Genomic DNA, 18,162 nt, shown 5'->3' with positions numbered 1-18,162 from the left:
GGTGAGACCCCACAGGCGCTGGCGCCGAGGAGGCTCAACGCCCACCCCGCGTTCGCTGAGCATCCTGGAGCGGAAATCAACCGCTCCTCGCTACTTGTTTAAAAAGCAACAAAGTATGCATAAACAGCCTTTATTTTATATTAATTTTTTAGTGCTGATTTTTAAGTATGGAAAACTGTATATTCATATTTATGATTTTTTAATAAACGGAGCAGAATTAGGAAATGATATATTAGACAAAAATAGCAGGGGGCAAAGAAATGCTAGACGGAAACCATGAAGATAAACTTACTGCAGCCGAGCTTGCAACCCTTTGGTCACAATACATTAATGACAGTTTATCCGTTTGTATCCTGCGGTATTTTTTAAATCATATAAAGGATAAAAAGATACGTAAAGTACTTGAATATGCCCTTAAATTATCAGAAAGCCATATTAGAAAAATCAACGAATTCTTTAAAAAAGATAGTTATCCCATCCCGATTGGTTTTACAGAGGAAGATGTCAATATGGATGCACCGTTATTATTTACCGATCCTTTTATGGGTGTATATATACATATAATGTCAATACATGGGGGAACCAGATATGCGGGTGCTTTGGGCAATTCTACCCGGACGGACATTAGGAAATATATGAATCAGGTTATAAATGAAACGATGGAATTATATGACCGTTCTACAGATGTACTAATTGATAAAGGAATTATTGTAAAGCCGCCGATTTTAAACAACCATCAGGAAATTGATTTTGTAAAAAAACAAAATTATCTAACCGGATGGCTTGGAAAAAGAAGGCCTATTAATTCAGTCGAAATCAGCGGAGTCTATCTAAATATACAGAAAACAATGGCGAAAATCGTTTTAGAATTAGGGTTTGGCCAAGTAGCCCGATCAAAAGATGTTCAAAAATATATGGAAAGAGCCAGGCAGGTTTGCCGTAAACACCTAGATATCCTATCTGGAATGTTAACAGAATCTAATTTAAATATTCCAAGGTCATTTGAAGCGGAGGTAACTGATTCAACCATCCCTCCTTTTTCAGATAAGCTCATGCTGTATCATATATCAACCCTGCTGTCCTCTGCTGTAGGTTATTATGGTGAAGCGATGTCCATGGCCCAGCGGAGGGACTTGTCCGCAAGCTACGCACGCATGATCATTGAAATTGGAGTATTAGCCGAAGACGGGATGAATCTATTAATTGAAAATGGCTGGTTTGAACAGCCTCCTATGGCTACAGATCATGAAGGTTTGTCAAAGAATTAAGGTTTGAGGAATCAAAGTAAGCTCTAATAGTAAAAATCAAAAAAGTGTTAGTTGTCTAAAGTATGCAACCAACACTTTTTCGTTTATCTGTCTGCTACTATTGCTTTTCTTTTATACAGCCAGGATCCCAGAATGAAAGTGATGGCTCCCCAAATCACCATCACGCCAATACCAAGCCACAGTGAACCAGAATCGATACTTGTTTCATACACCATGCTTTCTCTCAGTCCGTCAGCAAAATAGGTAAGCGGAAGAATATTGGAGACTGGCTGCAGCCAATCAGGCATTGTTTCTACCGGAAAAAACACGCCGCTTAAGAACATCATAAGGAAGCTGACAATGTTTGCAACGCCCATATAGGCTTCTGTCGTTTTGCTGAAAGAAGAAAAGAAGTAGCCAAGGGCATTAAAAGATAAGGCTCCCATTAGGAATACAACGACGAGGCTAATAGGGCTTATATAAAGGTTGGCACCAAAAACCAGGACACCTATTAATGAAAGCAAGATGATTTGTATGATGCTGAACAGCAATCTCATGACCATATCGCTTAAACCAAATATGCCCATGTTTGCAGGCGTCATCCGCAGCCTCTTGATTAATCCTTTCCTGCGCATTTCAACGAGGTCAACCATTCCAAACATTCCGCCTTGTGCAATGGATAAAGCAATCATGCCGGTTAATAGAAAATCAGTATAATTTAATTCATTGTTCCCTGAAGAAACGGATTCAAATTTTAATTCATAAGCAGGGTCTGCACCGGCAGCAAATAAATTGGCCTGCTGCACAAATTTATCCAGTATGCCGGAAACAGCCTGTGTTGCGACACCCTGTTCATCCTCTTTATTCACGATCAGCAAAACAGAAGAGGCATCTGTTGTTTCAGGAAGAATGATGGCAGCATCGACCTCCTGCTCTTTTACCCAATCCTCTGCTTTTTCTCTGCTGACAGGCTTGCCGGATTTCACGTCAAATACGGGAAGGCTGCTGATTTGCGTTAACAGCATTTCCGAAGCAGGGTTCGGATTGGGATCTACAATGGCAACTTCTGATTGAAACTCTTCATCTGAATTTCCACTAAAGATTACCATAAAAATAACCATCAGGATGACGGGGAAAAAGATACCCCAAAACCAAGCCTGTTTTTCCCGGAGCGTCAATTTTAACTGAGCTGAAAGCATCATTTTAAATTGATGGAAATGGTTAATTTTAATCCCTCCATTCCTTGCCGGTAAAAGCAATAAAAACATCTTCTAGGCTCATTTCCCGAATGGAAACCTGCTCCACCTGATACGATTTCTCCTTGGTGAACTTGAACAGGTCCAATAGTGTTTCCTCCGGTTTTACGGCCCAGACTTTTAGGGAAGCTCCTTCACGCTCAGTTCTTGCGACAGAATCCAGGTTCCTGGAAAACTGGTCAGCCTCCTTTGAAGCATTCTCGCCATCAAGGAAAGATAATCTAATTTCGCGCTCATTTGTTAATCTCTCAATGAGAGCAGAAGGGGAATCCAGCGTAATGATGCTGCCCTGGTCCACGATGCACACACGATCACTTAATTTTTCGGCTTCTTCCATATAATGAGTCGTTAGAATGGTGGTTTTGCCTAATTGCTTGAGGTGAAGAATAATATCCCAAATATTTCGGCGTGCCTGGGGATCCAGTCCGGTTGTTGGTTCATCCAGAAAAATAATGTCCGGATCACTGATCAGCGCAAGGCCTATAGCCAGCCTTTGCCGCTGCCCGCCGGAAAGCTTTTTCACCTGACTTTTACGATGGTCAGTTAGATTTACGATCTCGAGAATTTCATCAGCAGACCTGGCATGATCATAAAAGGAAGCAAAAAGATTTAGGTTTTCTTCTGGTGTTAATAAGTCAAACATGGCGCTCGATTGGGGCTGGACGCCAATTTTCTTTTTAATGGCCACAGCGTTTTTGTTCCAGTCCAAATTGCCAAAATAAATTTCTCCATCATCGGGCGGAACCAAACCTTCAATCATTTCCAATGTCGTCGTTTTCCCAGCCCCGTTAGGACCGATAATGGTAAACACTTCCCCGGCTTTTACTGAAAAACTGATATCCTGCACCGCCCGTATTGTACCAAACGACTTTCGCAGATTTCTCACTTCTAAAACGGTCATCCTGCTTCCTCACTTTCATGGCGCTTCTGGGTTGGATGAAGAGCTGTGTTGAATGTGCACCACCCAAAAAATTTATGAATCTTCTATTTAATACGTTAGTGACTTTGAAAAAATTCATTTTTCAAATAAACTTAATAAATAGCTGATGACAAAATTTGGCCAGTTTTGGGAAGAACGGCCGTTAAAGAACAGACTAGTCCCCATGCATTCTAGGACGGTCGCTTTTTGAAATCTGTTGGCGTATAATGAATTTAAAGTAACTTTTTCCTTCCCTTTTTTTCATCCGATTCTATAGGAGGCTGAGTGTAGCATGAAAAATGAACCAATGTTGCCAACCCAAATAACTTTTAAATCGAAAAAAGGCATAAAAAATGGAGTAGTGATCCGGACTGCGCTTTTCGCAAGATTTAAGGTTGCTGTGGTCGAGACAAAGCTTAAGGAAAAATACTATTTCATTTTCTACAAAAACAACCTCATTTATGGCGATCTGATTGAACACATTGAAGAAGGCACCTTCATAGATAAAGCGATGAAAGAAGGAATTGTATTAGAAAGAAACCACCCCTTACTATCCGGTCTCTATCAGGCTGTACCTTTAACCATCCCTGCAAAAAATAAGCTCTTCACCATGCTTCAGCGCAATTATTCCCTCCTTGAAATACCTTGCATAGCTGCTGCTCTCGATTCTTTTTTTTCAAAAGAACAGCTCAGTAAAACCATCGAAAAAATCTTTTTCCACTTTAGAAGAAACGGCAGTTTTTTAAAGGCCTTTCAATCCATCCATATATTATCTGACCTTTCACCTTCCTTAGTTACAGTGGGAGATATCCTCAACACCCGCGAGTTCAGTTCATATGCAAATTTCTATTACACATCACCCATTTCAGCCATCCATCAAAAGGATCCCTTGTACTCAGAATTTTACTGCTTCGCAAAGCGCAAAAATTGCAATCACCATACAATGCTCGAAACCTTGCTGAAAAATCAGGAACGATATGCAGAATGGCTGCTGGTTTGGATGGAAGATAAAAAGAACCTTACACCAGAGTCCGTTGAAAGCAATACAGATCTTGCGCTGCACTACATACCGCTTGAGAATTGGATCATTGCTTTATCACAGGCAAAAATAAATCCGTTTCAAGGTGTACAGCAATCTCTTGGGTTTATTGAAGAATTGATCAGAAATGGACAGCTGGAGAAAGCCGCCATTTATTTGTTCCCATTTATCGAGGATCTGCCAGATGAATTCAATAACGTTCTAAAAGATTTGAGAAAACACCTGGATCCCCAGTTTGTCGCATCCCATTTGGATGAATTTTTGCTTCTCCTCCAGCAGATCGACCAGGAAGATGATCCGATGCAAACGGAACAGCGGATTTTGCAGCTGATTGCCAAATTGATGGAGGGGCATGATTTAATGACTGTTTCTGCTAAACTAAAGCCAGTCTCAAAAAAGTTTCCGCACAGTCTGGCCATGCGAAAAATCAATAAAATGGCAGCCATATTGGAGGATCCCGACCGAATGATGGAATTGGGGCAATATTATGCAGAGTTCAGCCAGTATGATCAAGCCATCGAATGCTTCTTCTGGGAAATGGAACTCAAACCAACTGACCCGGACCCTGTATGGCAACTATGCAAAATGTATCAGCAAAAAGGAATGGTTCAAGAGGCCTCTGCCTATCAGCAAATTTACACTCAATTGAGGAGCAGAAGGGAAACAGGATAAGGAAGCGGAAGCTTTACTCTGCTTCATAGCTGATCAAAAGTATTTGTTTCGCACATCAGTCCTGTCTATGATTATCAAATGATAACCTCGCGGGTAAAACTTGTATTTCTCCCATAAACCTGTTTTCATAAAAGGAAAGTTATTAATAATGGGGGATGTATTTGTGAAAACAGAAAAAGAAAAAATGCTGGCCGGCGAAATGTATGATCCAGTAGATCCGGAGCTGTTAAGGGATCGTGAAAATGCAAGACGCCTTGTTAGATTAATTAACCAAACAACAGAGATTGAAGAGGATAAACGGATCAGCCTGCTAAAAGAATTGTTTGGATCAACGGGTGATCATCTTTTTCTGGAGCCGGCTTTTCGATGTGATTACGGCTACAACATCCATGTGGGCGAAAACTTTTTTGCCAACTTCGAATGTGTGATTCTTGATGTATGCGAGGTGCGGATAGGAAACAACTGCATGCTTGCCCCGGGAGTACATATTTATACGGCTGCTCATCCGCTAAATCCGGTTGAACGCAATTCCGGAAGGGAATTTGGGAAGCCTGTAACAATCGGAAATAATGTCTGGATTGGCGGGGGAGCCATCATCAATCCTGGAGTGAATATAGGCGATAATGCGGTTATTGCTTCTGGTGCAGTCGTCACCAAAGATGTCCCTGAGAATGTGGTTGCAGGCGGCAACCCGGCAAAAATAATTAAAAATATTGAGATTAAATAAGTATAAAATGCTTAACTTCCTAAGAGGTTAAGCATTATTTTTTGTAACTTAATCTAATTAGCAGAAGGTTTCTTCTGGAAAATATTGAATACAAATAGGAGCCAAATATTAAAGCTTTTATTTTACTGCTTTCCTTTATGTGCAGTTTAGTCATTGCCCATAAAAGACATATAAGGAATGAAGTGTATGAGAGGATCTAAAATGACAAAAATTCCCAAAATGGTTGAAGAAATTTTAAATGAATACATAAATTTATTAAATGGACGCCTTCCAAAAAAGCTTGAAGGATTATACCTTCATGGATCCATTGCATTGGAAGCCTATGTCGAAGGCTCCAGTGATATTGATTTTGTTGCTGTAACCCGCAACTGTTTATCAGAAGCAGAGACGAAGGGGATTGCTGAGATTCATAGGATCATAGCGGAAAAGTTTGAACAGCCAAAGATGGATGGAGTATATGTGACACTGGATGAGATAGGAAAGCTTAGCGAGAGCTACTTCTACAATAATGGAAAATTGGGATACGGCCATTTCCTTACCCCTGTCACCTGGTCGCTTCTAAAAAAGAAGGGAATTGTCTTCTATGGACCAGAACCAGCTTTTGAGATAAACGAAAATGATTTGATGGCTTACTCATATGAAAACATGAACACTTATTGGGTAAGCCGAATTCAGAAAATCGAGAAATCGATTGATGAGGTAAAGTTCATGCCAGCTCGTGTGATAGATGAAGAAATAGAGTGGACTGTACTTGGCTTGCTTCGCCAATTTTACACATTAAGAGAGAATGATATTATCTCCAAGCTTGGTGCAGGAGAGTATGCATTGGGGCATTTACCGGAAAAATGGCATCCAATTATAAAAGAAGCCATGAATATCCGCAAAGGAATTAAAAGTGGAATTTTCGAATCAGAAGAGGAACGAATAAAGGAAACGATCCGTTTATCAAAATATATCTTTAGCCAATCAGCCGCCATAATAATATGAAATCTATTTGGGCAGACAGCAGGTATTCTTTATAGTATTTTACTTGTTACAAACAATGGCCCGATTTCATTGGTTTCTTGGTTTCTAATCATATAAAAATGAGCTTCTCCAGAAGAGAGAGCCCATTTTCGCATCTTATTTAGGTCAATTTCATCGGTGTATTTAAATCGTAAGTATCCCGGTATGATCGATAGGATACAAATTGTTTTCCATGCGAAGAGCCATCGAGCTGCAAGATATGGTCATTGTTGGTTTCCATATAAAGAAAATCCTCATTTACTTTTAGCCGGTAAAAAGTGTATGTGTTTCCGAGCAGCTCTTTTTTTGATATTTGTGTGTCAGGATGCTGCTGAATAAATTCGGCCAGCTGCTTAACTGAAACTGAGGGGATATCTGCCATTTCAAAAAACTTACCTTTTAAATTGGCTTTTATTTTATTAACAGCATTCATAGCCTTGTCTTTGTATTTGTTTTTAGACATATGGTCACTCCTTGTCAGTAAGATTATTAAGCATAATTCCCATTTTTTAAAAGAATAAACAATATTATGCAGAAAGAAGAAATTTGTATGCTTAGTTAAAAAGGTTTGTAATCCTGTCATATTTCGTTTAACCCTAAACAAATTTGAAAGAGTGATTAAAATGACTCAAAATGGTATTGTGCTCGTAGCCAGCGTAGCAATATTGATGGACAGCAAAGTGTTAATGATAAAAGAGAATAAACCATTAGCGCTGAATAAATGGAACTTCCCATCCGGGAGGATAGAAAGAGGGGAAGATATACTTACAGCTGCATGCAGAGAAGTAAAAGAGGAAACTGGATTTGAAGTGAAGCTAACGCAATCGACAGGTGTCTATCATTTTATCAGCAGCACTAATCATCAAGTGATCCTATTTCATTTTATTGCTGAAATTATTGGCGGCTCCTTGAAGCTAGAAGAGGAAGAGATTACAGATAGTAAATGGGTACAACTATCAGAATTAGGTAACTTCGATGAGGAGGAACTTCGGGAAGCTAAGGTTTTAAAACAAATAATGGATGCTGTTTTGGATGAGAAATTTTTCCCATTAGAAATCTTTAAAGAGAAGTTAAACAAATGAAGAAAAAGGGATTTTCAGGAATTTTGTCGAATAAATATCCTATTGATTAATATAGGGTGGGGTATAGATGGAATTTAAGGTAAAGCACGAATTTTTTAATCATGCCATTGCAGATGTAAGTAAAGCGGTATCTTCAAAGACGCCTTTTCCCATTTTAACGGGCATCAAAGTTGCCGCAGAAAACGATTGTTTAACACTTACCGGCAGCAATTCGGATATTTTCATAGAAAAAGTCATTCCAGCAGTCATTGATGGAGTGAAAGTCCTGGAGGTTTTTGAGTCCGGAAATGCTGTTATAACAGCAAAATTTTTAAATGAAATTGTGAAAAAATTGCCGAGTGACATTCATGTTAAAGTAGACGAAGAGCAGCATATGACCATCACATCCGACGACATTTTTACAAACCTAAATGGTATCCCCTCTGAAGAGTATCCAAAACTTCCGCAAATGGATTATGCCGAGCATTTTAAAATTCCAGCTATAAAACTAATGGAAATCATTAAGCAAACTGCTTTTGCTGCATCCAAGAATGAATCAAGACCCGTACTGACAGGTGTCCATATGTCTTTTAAGGAAAACCGCTTTTCATGTGCAGCAACTAATTCACATCGTTTGGCATTAAGAAAAACTGAGATTGATTGCATGATCAATGGCTCTTTTATTGTTCCAGGCTCCAGCCTCCATCAGCTCGTCAAGTTAATGAATCATGAAGCCGGGGAAATACATATATTTCTAACAGATAGCTATATTCTCTTTAAAGCTGAAACCATTTTATTTTACTCACGCCTGATTGAAGGCAGGTATCCGGATGTTTCCGGCCTTATTCCCCAGGAGGCTGCGACGGTTATTACTTTTAATACCAATCAGCTTTTAAAGGGGATTGATCGGGCAAGTCTGTTTGCGGGTGAATGGAAAAATAATAAAGTTCATTTAGAGGTCAAAGAGGGCTCAACATTAAGAATTTCCTCTAGTTCTTCGGCAATAGGGTATATTGAAGAAACTCAAAAGATAAATGATATTAGCGGTGTAAGAGCGTTATCCATTTCACTGGATGGAACCTTTTTAATGGAAGCTTTAAAGACAATCCAGGAAGAAGAAGTTCGATTAAGCTTTGGCAGTTCAATGAGGCCGGTTTTGATAGAGCCGGTCGGCAATGATTCCTATCTTCATCTTATTTCCCCAGTGCGGTCTTACTAAGTAAGGAGGTCCCGGATGAATCGGATATTATTATTGAGTTTTCTTGTTTTCCTGACGGTTACTTTAGCTTTTAAGGGTTTGGATTTGTGGTCTCTCGGAACTAATGTTGATGGGAATGGCATAGGGATTCACTTCATGGGCATTGAAATGAATGACAGAGTTCCTGAGGCCATTATACCTGCTTATGCCATCGGATTCTTTGCTGCGAGTTTGTTGCCCCTTTCAGCTATCATATGGATTACTAGAAAAATTAAAGGGCCAGAAAATGAAAAACACTAAAATGCTTCTTCTTTTGGCACTTACGGTTTTATTAGCAGCAGGAGGCTGGGGGTATTTATATATTACAAATGAGACATATGAGGGCATGAGCATCATTCCGGAAAAGCATGATGATATCCCTTTATATAAAGGTCTGGAGCCCAGGTGTGACGATTATGTGATGGATGGAAATCACTGGGAGAACATTTACGCTTTTTATATGGAGGAGCTTCCGGCAAATGGGTGGAGACTTAGGTATAAAGGTTCTGCATTGGATGATCATGATCCAGCAAATGATTGGGCAGGTTTTATGTCATCCTGGACAAAGGATGGTTTTGAAGGAGAGCTGTCCCTTTCAGCGGGCTATTTTCAAACCGAGAACCAAACTGAGGTAAGATTTGACCACTATATTCCGCCGGAAAATACACCATGGAATATACAGCCTGCAAGTATTTGTGTGTATAAAGATCCATTAGATCAGGACTGTACGCTGATTAAAGATCAAAATGACATTAATGAAATTATTAATTTTATCAATCTGGAAGCCTATGACACAAACAGATTTGAACACCAGGAAAAGTACGGGACCCTTGCTTTTTTGAATGAATCAGGAGAGGACATACTTAGGATAAGTGTGCACTACATTAAAGAAAATCAAATGCTTTTCCTTCAATCTGAGAAAGGTGAAAAGGAAATGAAGCCTATCCCGGAATTTTTTGAGGTAACTGGACTGGAGCACCTAATGGAATAAGTATAATAATGAAAAGACTTGTAATAGAGTCCATTCAGAATTCCAGTTTTTCGGATATAGTAGGTTTTTTCGCGGATAAAACTTAATCTGCTTAAAATAATAACAAAAAATCGTACACCAGAAACTTAATAGCCATTATATCTATTATAGCACCGTTCATTAGCAAAAATAGCTGATGTGCGGTGCTTTTTTGCTGCCTTCCGATTACAAGTCTATTTTTCCAGTTCCACCCATTATAAAATAGAACCGACGCATAAAAACTTAAGAAGTGACTTTCTAATCTTAAGAAATTCTTAAGATTTCTATTACTTTAATGTTAAGATTTTACGTTTAGTATAAAAATATGAAAACGAGCCGCTGGAAAGTAGGGGGAATATGGAACATTATAATGTGCTTGTAGTAGATGATGAAAAAGAGATACGGGATGCAATCGAAATTTATCTTAAAAATGAGGGCATTACCGTACTGAAAGCAAAGGATGGAATTGAAGCACTGGAAATTTTAAATGAGCAGCAGGTGCATCTGATTATATTGGATGTGATGATGCCGAAGCTGGACGGAATTTCGGCTACCTATAAGATTCGCGAGAAGAAGAACATCCCGATCATCATTTTAAGCGCCAAGAGCGAGGATACGGACAAAATTTTGGGCTTGCAAGTAGGGGCTGATGATTATGTCACCAAGCCCTTTAATCCAATGGAACTGGTTGCCCGGGTAAAATCCCAGCTTAGAAGATATGTGACCTTTGGAACTTTTGAAGGAATCAAAAAGGTGATTGACTTAAACGGCCTTATGCTCGATAAGGAAGCGAAAGAAGTGTCGGTGAATGGAGAGCCGGTGAAGCTGACGCCGATAGAATACAAAATTGTGGAGCTGCTGATGTCAAACGCAGGACGTGTTTTTTCAATAAATGAAATTTATGAGCGGGTCTGGAACGAGCCTTGCTATAACGCGGAAAATACAGTGGCGGTGCACATCCGTAAAATTCGTGAAAAAATCGAAATCGATCCGAAGAATCCGAGATATTTAAAGGTGGTGTGGGGTATTGGATACAAGATGGAAAAATAAATTTATTATAGCTTTCATCACAATCCTGTTTGCATTTGGATTAAGCGGAATTTTGTCTCTAATGAGCTATGGTTCTGAATACACAAACCCTGACTATTTCCATACACCTCAATTCAGAAGTGATGTTGACCAATTTGCAGGGTACTTAAGCATGTTTGAATTAAATGATCTAACTGGAGAGGAAGCGAAAGAAGCAATAACGGTGACGGAAGAAGATATTAATGAGCACCGTTACCGTTACGGCGGTTTACCCGAGCAAATCGCCAATATTAAAAGCCAATATGAACAAAAGATTCAAGAGGCAAAGGACGCTAATAATGATGAACTGGTTCAATTTTTCACAGATGAAAGGATCAAAAAAATAGAGGATATCACCAAGAATTTTGAGAGTGATGAACATGTCCGGAAAAAGGTACAAGCAGAAAAAGAAAAGCGATTAGAGGCGTATTTCAAAGACAGGGAAAACCTAAGAAGTGAATATGAAGGATTCGAAAATTCATTTACCTACTATTTTAAAGATACAGCAACAGGTAAAGTATATACGAATTTAAACCTATCAAAAGATGAATCTGTAAAAGACCAAATGAACCCAAAAGACATGTTATATCTGACTGATTACAGCATGGATAAAGGGTATTTCATAAATTTTGTTATGCCAGGGTATGAAGATCTTGCCCAAACATTAATCGAAACAAATAGCGGTTCTTTTGTTGGCCAGATAGGATTGGCAAAAAGCTTGCCGGACACAAACATGTTTATCATGCAGAACAGCGATTTTAAACAAAAGCAGATTGCTTTATTAATATATGTGGGAGCCAGTATTGCAGCACTGATCATCGCATTGGTTGCTGGCAGAAAATCAAAGGCAATCACGGGAGAAATGGAAAGATGGCGGCCGTTATATAACAAGCTTCCGATTGATTTAAGGATTGTACTATTTGGCTTTACTGCCATAGGGGCGGTGCTGTCACTTTTTCTTTTAAAAGATTTACTCATGTTTAATTATGAGATTTCTTCTGATGCAATGGAAATGATCATTGTTTTAGTAGGAGCATCTGGACTTTGCGGCCTCGCATTTGTACAAGCGAAATATCTTGCTGACGAGTTCAAAGATTGGCAAAATATAAAAAATGCGTGGAAAAAAAGTCTTCTTTATAAAATTTGGCTGGTAGTAAATAACGCTGCGGTGAAAACAGCCAACAGCTTAAGAGAAGCCTTTTTAAACCGAAGCACTGGCACGCAGCTGTTTGTGATGCTGGGAATGATTTTTGGATTGGGCATGGGCTCGATCATCATGTTATTCCATCCGCTGTTTGCGCTTTTTTACCTGCTTATTCTGTCTTTCATTGGCATCCCGCTGGTGATGGCTCTGGTCAAACGCATCGGCTATTTCAACCGAATTGTTGAAACAACCAGCGAGCTGGCTTCCGGCCATCTGGGGCAGGATTTGCCGATTACAGGAAACAATGTGCTTGCAGCACTGGCTGGAAATATCAATATCCTTAAACAAGGTGTAAAAACTTCCCTAAGTGAGCAGGCAAAGAGCGAACGGCTAAAAACGGAACTTATTACAAATGTAAGCCATGATTTAAGGACACCATTAACTTCTATTATTACGTATACCGAGCTTTTAAAATCAGGCGAGGTTTCTGGTGAGGACCGGTCAGCATATCTGGAGATTATTGACCGGAAATCCAAGCGGTTAAAAGTATTAATTGATGATTTATTCGAAGTTTCAAAGATGGCGAGCGGGAATATTGAGCTGAGAATGGAAAAAGTGGATCTCGTGCAATTGCTGCAGCAGGCACTAGCCGAGCATGATAGCGCGATCACTGAATCTAATCTCCATTTCCGGGTTACAAATCCAGGTGTGCCGGTGCTCGCCCATGTAGACGGCCAGAAGCTATGGCGTGTATTTGATAACTTAATAGGCAATATCCTGAAGTACTCATTGGAGAATTCACGTGTTTATATTGCGATCGCTGCTGTTAAAGGGCAGGCAGTCATTACGTTTAAAAATGTTTCAAAATACGAGTTGAATGACCAGAGTGAAGAACTTTTTGAGCGGTTCAAACGAGGCGATAAGTCACGGCACACAGATGGATCAGGCCTTGGCCTTGCCATCGCAAAATCGATTGTCGATCTCCATGGGGGCAGTCTGGATATTGATACAGATGGTGATTTATTCAAGGTCTCTATTTCACTGAAGTTAGAGGAGTAAATGAAGATGAACAGGATCGATTTTTCAGAGCTTTACAGCTTGCATTATAAACGCCTTTATCATATAAGCTTTTCAATTACAAGAGACGCATACATGGCGGAGGATGTCGTCCAAGAGACTTTTATAAAAGCAATGAAAAAAGCTGAAACGATACATGATGAACAAAAAGTGGGAGCATGGCTCGCTGTCATTGCCGGGAGAACTGCCCTTGATTTTATCAGAAAAGAAAAGAGGAAGACAGTCATCCCAATGGAGCAGGAAATGATTGAATGCCTGGGAATAAAAACAAAGCAAAACGTCGAGCAGGAAGTGCAGGCAGGGTTAATGGCTGAAGAAATTAACTCGGCAGTAAGACAGCTGACACGTGATTATCAGGATGTTCTTTTCCTAAAGCTCGACCAGGGATTAAAAGAGCATGAAATTGCAAGTATACTTAATTTAAAACCGTCTACGGTTAAAACGAGAATATTCAGGGCGAGGAAGCAGCTGAAAATGATCGTGCAGATGAGTGCATAGATAATGAAATAGAGAGCAGACAATCCCCGGGGGTGGTTAGCTGCTCTCTTTTTCATGTTTAAAGAACTTTTTTTTACTGAGACTTTGTAAGAGATTTATGGGATTTATTCACATAATTACGATATCCCGCATACAGAGGTATGAAAACAGGGCATAATACTAAAAAAATTTCTCCTTTTTAGGAAGAAAGCGAAATAAGGAATTGTTTATGATAGGACTTCTGGTTGCAATTATTCTTTTTAACCTGATTGCTTTTAAAACGAATAAAAGAATTACTCCTAGTCAAATTGTGCAAATTTGGACTTTCACGATTGCTTTTCAGCTGCTTTTTGATTTAATCGTGGAGTTTAAGTACCAAAGCTATTGGTATTTTAGTACAGGAATAGAATGGCAGGGATTACTGCCGAGAAGTATGTTGGTTCCGCCGGCAAATTTAATATTTCTCAACTGGTATCCTTTTACAAAGAGTATGGGTAAAAAACTAATATATCTGTTTTTCTTTGTGGTATGCATTGTACTTTATGAAATGGCAGCTTTGCTTCCTGAACCTTGGGGATATTTTAATTATGGATCTTGGAAGATATGGTATTCAATTATGATAGATCCTATTCTTTTATTAATCTTATTGGGGTTTTATAAGTGGATAAGATGGCTGGAAACGAAAAGCGAGAATTGGAAAAAATCTTAAATTCTAAATAGTATTCTGAAGTTTTTTTCATAAACGCTATACCAATTAATAAATTTATTTAGGAGCCCTTTTCAATAATGGATTAAGGTGGTAAAGATGTGTATTGGTTCCCCTATTTAGCATTGGCCATTAATGTTATCGTTATCTGGTTAATGCCAAAGCGTTTATCAAATAAAGAAATATACATAACGTGGTTTGTTGTCGCACTTATCAATTTGAGTTCGGATGTTGTTTTGAGCTTATACTTTGGCTGTATGAATTAGATGCTGGGGGAGTCCAGCTTGGGGTCCACATCATTGAGTTAACACTTGGTGCATCTTTTTGGGGTTATTTTCCTTAATTTTATGCTCATGCCGTTACGGCATTTTTCTATTTACCTCGCAGCATGGCTCTTATTTTCTCTCCTTTTTGAAATTACCCTTGTGCACTTGAAGTTTATTAATTACTTTAGCTGGAAATGGTGGTACTCGGCTCCTTACTATTTAGCAGCATTTTTATTCCTGCGCTGGCATCTTCACTATATTTTTTTCATTGTCAGGTGGCAAACTATAAATTTCTTTTGTGCCTTTTTCGTATGTTTCATGCCGGGCTGATCTATTTTTAAAAAGCTTTCGTGCATCGCGGACTGCTGCTTCACGTATGGCTTTCCATATATTCATTTTTTCATCACCACTATAGAATTATGCGGAAAAAGGTTTACATGTTCAACTGGGGCGGGAGTTTTAATAAAGAATTTGATAATATGAATAGAAATTGGAGTATAATTCACTATGTCTAAAGTTACGCCATTTTAATGTTCTAAGGAAATGCAGAAGAAGCCATGAACTTTTCACTAAAGTTGATTCCTAACTAACCAGAAATGGATATGAATGTAACGGCAGCTTATCATGAAATATGGAGATGATTTAATGAGTAAATCGAAGGCCAAAAGCGGAACAGGCAGAGGAACAGGAAAGAAGGGCTGGAATCGCTGGCAAAAGAGTGCAAACAAAGCCAAAAGCGCAAAACCTTATAAAAGCAAGGGTGTAAAACATGGGGAGAGCACACAGTCGGCAAGCGGCAGCAGAAATGACAGTATGGATAAAAAGTGAGTGCAGAAGTCCTTGTTTAATCCGAAAAAGCTGCAATTTAATAAAAATCCTGGCCATAGATGTGGCTGGGATTTATTAATTTGGCCCTTTTCTAAGAGATTGTTGTTTTTAAATAGAGTTCCTAAATAAAAACATTGATAAATAAGTTTGATTGATTGGAGCGCAAGGTGCGAGACTCCAGCGGGAGGAGTGGGACAGGTGAGACCCCACAGGTGCCGCGCACCGAGGAGGCTCACCGCCCGCCCCGCGGAAAGCGAGCAGCCTGGAGCGGAAATCAACCACTCCTCATTACTTGTTTAGAAGCAGCAAAGTTTGCGAAAACACCTTTAATTTTTATGAAACCTTTTGAATAAAGTAATCGTATTAAAAGGAAATTTTAATTCTTCTATAAAAGGATTGTAATAAAGAAACGATGTCCCTGGTAAAAGTTCATGATTTAAATCTTTAACAGAAAGGAATTTAGGTGATGGAACAATTAAAACAGCAAATTCTCGAGCTGGAGCTAAAGCTGCTTAAACCTGAAACCCGTACTTCTCCTAAAGAGATTGATAAACTGCTTGCGGAAGGTTTCTTTGAATTCGGAAGCTCAGGGAACGTCTGGTATAAAAAAGATTGCATGGTACCAGAAGGAATCGGCGTGATGAAGATGACTCTTTTCGAGTTCGATCTTCACTCATTATCAAACGATACAGTGCTGGCAACCTATCGAGTAAGGGACGATACTAGAATGCAGCATTCGTTACGCAGCTCTATATGGAAATTCATCGATGGCAGATGGCAGATGTTTTTTCATCAGGGAACGATCATAAAAACCTAAATTGGAGGCGGTATCTTGGGCAGGGAACTCCATTTTGGCGAAGAAGAACTTACTTTAAGTTTGCTTTGAAGCGGAAAATCATCATGCCTTACTACATGATCTATAATGTTGCGGTTGACTATTTTCAAGCTCCCCAAGTTCGATTCCCAATGTTTTTTTCAGAAGAAATTCATGTATGTGGATGAGAAAGAGAAATTTTTGGAGATGGTAACTGATTTCGAAAAAACTAACTTAGGAAGAAAGAAGGAGATAATATGGCAAGAGTAGTTGGGTTTGAATTAAGCAGCCAGGAGCCAGAGAAAGCAGCTGAGTTTTATTCCAAGGTATTTGGCTGGGAGATTTCCGAACCTAATTGGGATTTTTGGCCTGTAAAGACTGGAGAAGATCAGGAAACTGGAATTAATGGTGGCATAGGCAGAGGGCCAAAAGATTATCCTCATGGAACCCGGATTCAAATAGAGGTAGATTCGATTGATGAAGCGATTTCTGAAGCGAAAAACAATGGTGCAATGGTGGTAAGAGATAAAATGGAATTTGATGATTTTTACCTTGCATATTTGGTGGACCCTGTTGGAATTGGCTTTGGTCTTATTGAGAAAAAGTAAAAAGATGATGCGGTGCTCCAACTCGGCATCGCATTTGTTTTTAATGCATAGAAAGAGTATTAGCATATATGGTAGATGGTGATTGCTCATCAAAGAGGACTTTTAATAGTTCCATTGATTAACGACGACACCAATTAGATTTAGCTAGAAAAGTAGATAAGGCATTCAATTAACTCGGAATCTCTCAGGAAACAAGGTATTCGAAAGATTATTTTTTGCTTAGGAATTAAAATTATTTGCGCTGTGAAAAAGAGGAGGTTTTTTATGAGTGTTGGACAAAAGTATTTAAAGATTGTAGTGAACAGGTTTCGAAGTGTGAAGAGTCTTGGAGATAAGACTATTAAACAGCTTTCGGCTGAAGATTTGAATTGGGCCTATAATGAGGAATCTAATAGTGTAGCTGTGATCATAAGGCATATGAGCGGCAATATGGTTTCAAGGTGGACAGACTTTTTAACAACAGATGGTGAGAAACCGTATCGAAACCGTGATGAAGAATTTTCAACAGCTACTGCTCCAAAGGAAGAGCTCATTCAAAATTGGGAAAAAGGCTGGCAGGTGCTTTTCGCGACATTAGATGGTTTAACGGAACAGGATTTAATAAAAAATGTTCAAATTCGCGGTGAAAGTCATTTCGTTATAGATGCCATTGAAAGGCAAATGGCTCATTATGCTTATCATGTTGGGCAAATTGTCTACATTGGCAAGCTTTTAAAAAATGAGAAGTGGGAAAGCCTGAGTATTCCAAGAGGGAAATCGGTAGAGTATTTGCAAGATATGCTTGATAAACACCAGGATAAAAAGTGAAAATTTTGATGAAAACATTTCCTAATAGGGAACTGACGATCCGGAAAGTTTGATTCTCGTTGCAGCATACCTAAAAGAGCTGACGGAAATGTCCATCAGCTCTTTGCTTTTTATAATTGGCTGTTTTCGCAAAGTTTGTTGCGTACAACTAGTTTTAATTACTGAGTTGATTGGAGTGGAAGGCACCTTGATCCT

At 39.1% G+C, this 18,162-nt stretch carries 20 protein-coding genes; 16 read left to right on the top strand and 4 right to left on the bottom strand.

Annotation, left to right across the window (positions count from 1 at the left end; translation table 11 throughout):
• Positions 1 to 260: 260 nt before the first annotated feature.
• Complete coding sequence (locus tag J7I93_RS03430) at positions 261 to 1,268, top strand: DUF3231 family protein (RefSeq protein ID WP_214723329.1); 1,008 nt, start codon at positions 261 to 263, stop codon at positions 1,266 to 1,268.
• 83 nt (positions 1,269 to 1,351) lie between these two features.
• Here J7I93_RS03430 and J7I93_RS03425 read toward each other — a convergent pair whose 3' ends face one another.
• Positions 1,352 to 2,515 (bottom strand): ABC transporter permease, encoded by a 1,164-nt coding sequence (locus tag J7I93_RS03425; protein WP_251025714.1) that lies wholly within the window; start codon positions 2,513 to 2,515, stop codon positions 1,352 to 1,354.
• Positions 2,475 to 3,404, bottom strand: a complete 930-nt coding sequence (locus tag J7I93_RS03420; RefSeq protein ID WP_214723327.1) for an ABC transporter ATP-binding protein — start codon at positions 3,402 to 3,404, stop codon at positions 2,475 to 2,477. The genes J7I93_RS03425 and J7I93_RS03420 overlap by 41 nt, the downstream gene beginning before the upstream one ends.
• Positions 3,405 to 3,714: 310 nt before the next feature.
• Between J7I93_RS03420 and J7I93_RS03415 the strand changes: the two genes are divergently transcribed.
• The 3 genes from J7I93_RS03415 to J7I93_RS03405 all read left to right on the top strand — a co-directional run bounded on the left by J7I93_RS03415 (position 3,715) and on the right by J7I93_RS03405 (position 6,847).
• Positions 3,715 to 5,133, top strand: coding sequence for a tetratricopeptide repeat protein (locus J7I93_RS03415; protein ID WP_214723325.1), 1,419 nt, complete (start codon positions 3,715 to 3,717; stop codon positions 5,131 to 5,133).
• A 163-nt stretch (positions 5,134 to 5,296) separates the two neighbouring features.
• Complete coding sequence (locus J7I93_RS03410; RefSeq protein WP_214723323.1) at positions 5,297 to 5,860, top strand: maltose acetyltransferase domain-containing protein; 564 nt, start codon at positions 5,297 to 5,299, stop codon at positions 5,858 to 5,860.
• 201 nt (positions 5,861 to 6,061) lie between these two features.
• The gene (locus tag J7I93_RS03405) at positions 6,062 to 6,847 is read left to right on the top strand and encodes an aminoglycoside adenylyltransferase domain-containing protein (RefSeq protein WP_214723321.1); all 786 of its coding nucleotides are present in this window, start codon (positions 6,062 to 6,064) and stop codon (positions 6,845 to 6,847) included.
• 139 nt (positions 6,848 to 6,986) lie between these two features.
• Here the strand turns inward: J7I93_RS03405 and J7I93_RS03400 are convergent, their stop codons facing one another.
• A complete protein-coding gene (locus tag J7I93_RS03400; RefSeq protein ID WP_214723319.1) occupies positions 6,987 to 7,328 on the bottom strand; it encodes a hypothetical protein in 342 nt (113 codons plus the stop codon).
• 160 nt (positions 7,329 to 7,488) lie between these two features.
• On the opposite strand from J7I93_RS03400, the gene J7I93_RS03395 reads away from it, so the two are divergent.
• The 8 genes from J7I93_RS03395 to J7I93_RS03360 all read left to right on the top strand — a co-directional run bounded on the left by J7I93_RS03395 (position 7,489) and on the right by J7I93_RS03360 (position 14,647).
• A complete protein-coding gene (locus J7I93_RS03395) occupies positions 7,489 to 7,947 on the top strand; it encodes an NUDIX hydrolase (protein ID WP_214723317.1) in 459 nt (152 codons plus the stop codon).
• Positions 7,948 to 8,014: 67 nt separating this feature from the next.
• Positions 8,015 to 9,145, top strand: a complete 1,131-nt coding sequence (gene dnaN / locus J7I93_RS03390) for a DNA polymerase III subunit beta (RefSeq protein ID WP_214723315.1) — start codon at positions 8,015 to 8,017, stop codon at positions 9,143 to 9,145.
• A 15-nt stretch (positions 9,146 to 9,160) separates the two neighbouring features.
• Positions 9,161 to 9,424, top strand: a complete 264-nt coding sequence (locus J7I93_RS03385; RefSeq protein ID WP_214723313.1) for a hypothetical protein — start codon at positions 9,161 to 9,163, stop codon at positions 9,422 to 9,424.
• Complete coding sequence (locus J7I93_RS03380) at positions 9,411 to 10,154, top strand: hypothetical protein (protein WP_214723311.1); 744 nt, start codon at positions 9,411 to 9,413, stop codon at positions 10,152 to 10,154. The genes J7I93_RS03385 and J7I93_RS03380 overlap by 14 nt, the downstream gene beginning before the upstream one ends.
• A gap of 375 nt (positions 10,155 to 10,529) precedes the next feature.
• Entirely contained in the window at positions 10,530 to 11,222 is a 693-nt protein-coding gene (locus tag J7I93_RS03375) for a response regulator transcription factor (protein ID WP_214723308.1), read from the top strand.
• Positions 11,200 to 13,443 carry a histidine kinase dimerization/phospho-acceptor domain-containing protein gene (locus tag J7I93_RS03370; protein WP_214723306.1) on the top strand — a complete coding sequence of 748 codons (2,244 nt, stop codon included), beginning with the start codon at positions 11,200 to 11,202 and terminating at the stop codon, positions 13,441 to 13,443. The genes J7I93_RS03375 and J7I93_RS03370 overlap by 23 nt, the downstream gene beginning before the upstream one ends.
• Before the next feature lie 6 nt (positions 13,444 to 13,449).
• Positions 13,450 to 13,959, top strand: a complete 510-nt coding sequence (locus tag J7I93_RS03365) for an RNA polymerase sigma factor (protein WP_251025713.1) — start codon at positions 13,450 to 13,452, stop codon at positions 13,957 to 13,959.
• A gap of 208 nt (positions 13,960 to 14,167) precedes the next feature.
• Positions 14,168 to 14,647 (top strand): hypothetical protein, encoded by a 480-nt coding sequence (locus J7I93_RS03360; protein ID WP_214723304.1) that lies wholly within the window; start codon positions 14,168 to 14,170, stop codon positions 14,645 to 14,647.
• Positions 14,648 to 15,141: 494 nt separating this feature from the next.
• On the opposite strand, the gene J7I93_RS03355 is transcribed toward J7I93_RS03360, so the two are convergent.
• On the bottom strand, positions 15,142 to 15,306 hold the full coding sequence (locus tag J7I93_RS03355; RefSeq protein ID WP_214723302.1) for a hypothetical protein: 165 nt from the start codon (positions 15,304 to 15,306) through the stop codon (positions 15,142 to 15,144).
• A 249-nt stretch (positions 15,307 to 15,555) separates the two neighbouring features.
• Here J7I93_RS03355 and J7I93_RS03350 point away from each other — a divergent pair, with 249 nt between their 5' ends.
• The 4 genes from J7I93_RS03350 (at position 15,556) to J7I93_RS03335 (ending at position 17,967) form a co-directional block, all read left to right on the top strand.
• Complete coding sequence (locus J7I93_RS03350) at positions 15,556 to 15,738, top strand: DUF3934 domain-containing protein (protein ID WP_214723300.1); 183 nt, start codon at positions 15,556 to 15,558, stop codon at positions 15,736 to 15,738.
• Positions 15,739 to 16,204: 466 nt separating this feature from the next.
• A complete protein-coding gene (locus J7I93_RS03345) occupies positions 16,205 to 16,555 on the top strand; it encodes a nuclear transport factor 2 family protein (protein WP_214723298.1) in 351 nt (116 codons plus the stop codon).
• Positions 16,556 to 16,809: 254 nt separating this feature from the next.
• On the top strand, positions 16,810 to 17,160 hold the full coding sequence (locus J7I93_RS03340) for a VOC family protein (protein ID WP_214723296.1): 351 nt from the start codon (positions 16,810 to 16,812) through the stop codon (positions 17,158 to 17,160).
• 264 nt (positions 17,161 to 17,424) lie between these two features.
• Positions 17,425 to 17,967 (top strand): DUF1572 domain-containing protein, encoded by a 543-nt coding sequence (locus J7I93_RS03335; protein ID WP_214723294.1) that lies wholly within the window; start codon positions 17,425 to 17,427, stop codon positions 17,965 to 17,967.
• The last annotated feature ends 195 nt before the right edge of the window (positions 17,968 to 18,162 follow it).

It is taken from the genome of Bacillus sp. ISL-47 (assembly GCF_018613175.1).
Lineage (GTDB): Bacteria > Bacillota > Bacilli > Bacillales > Cytobacillaceae > Cytobacillus.
The sequence above is the reverse complement of the archived record's forward strand: the minus strand, read 5'-3'. Positions and strand labels throughout refer to the sequence as shown.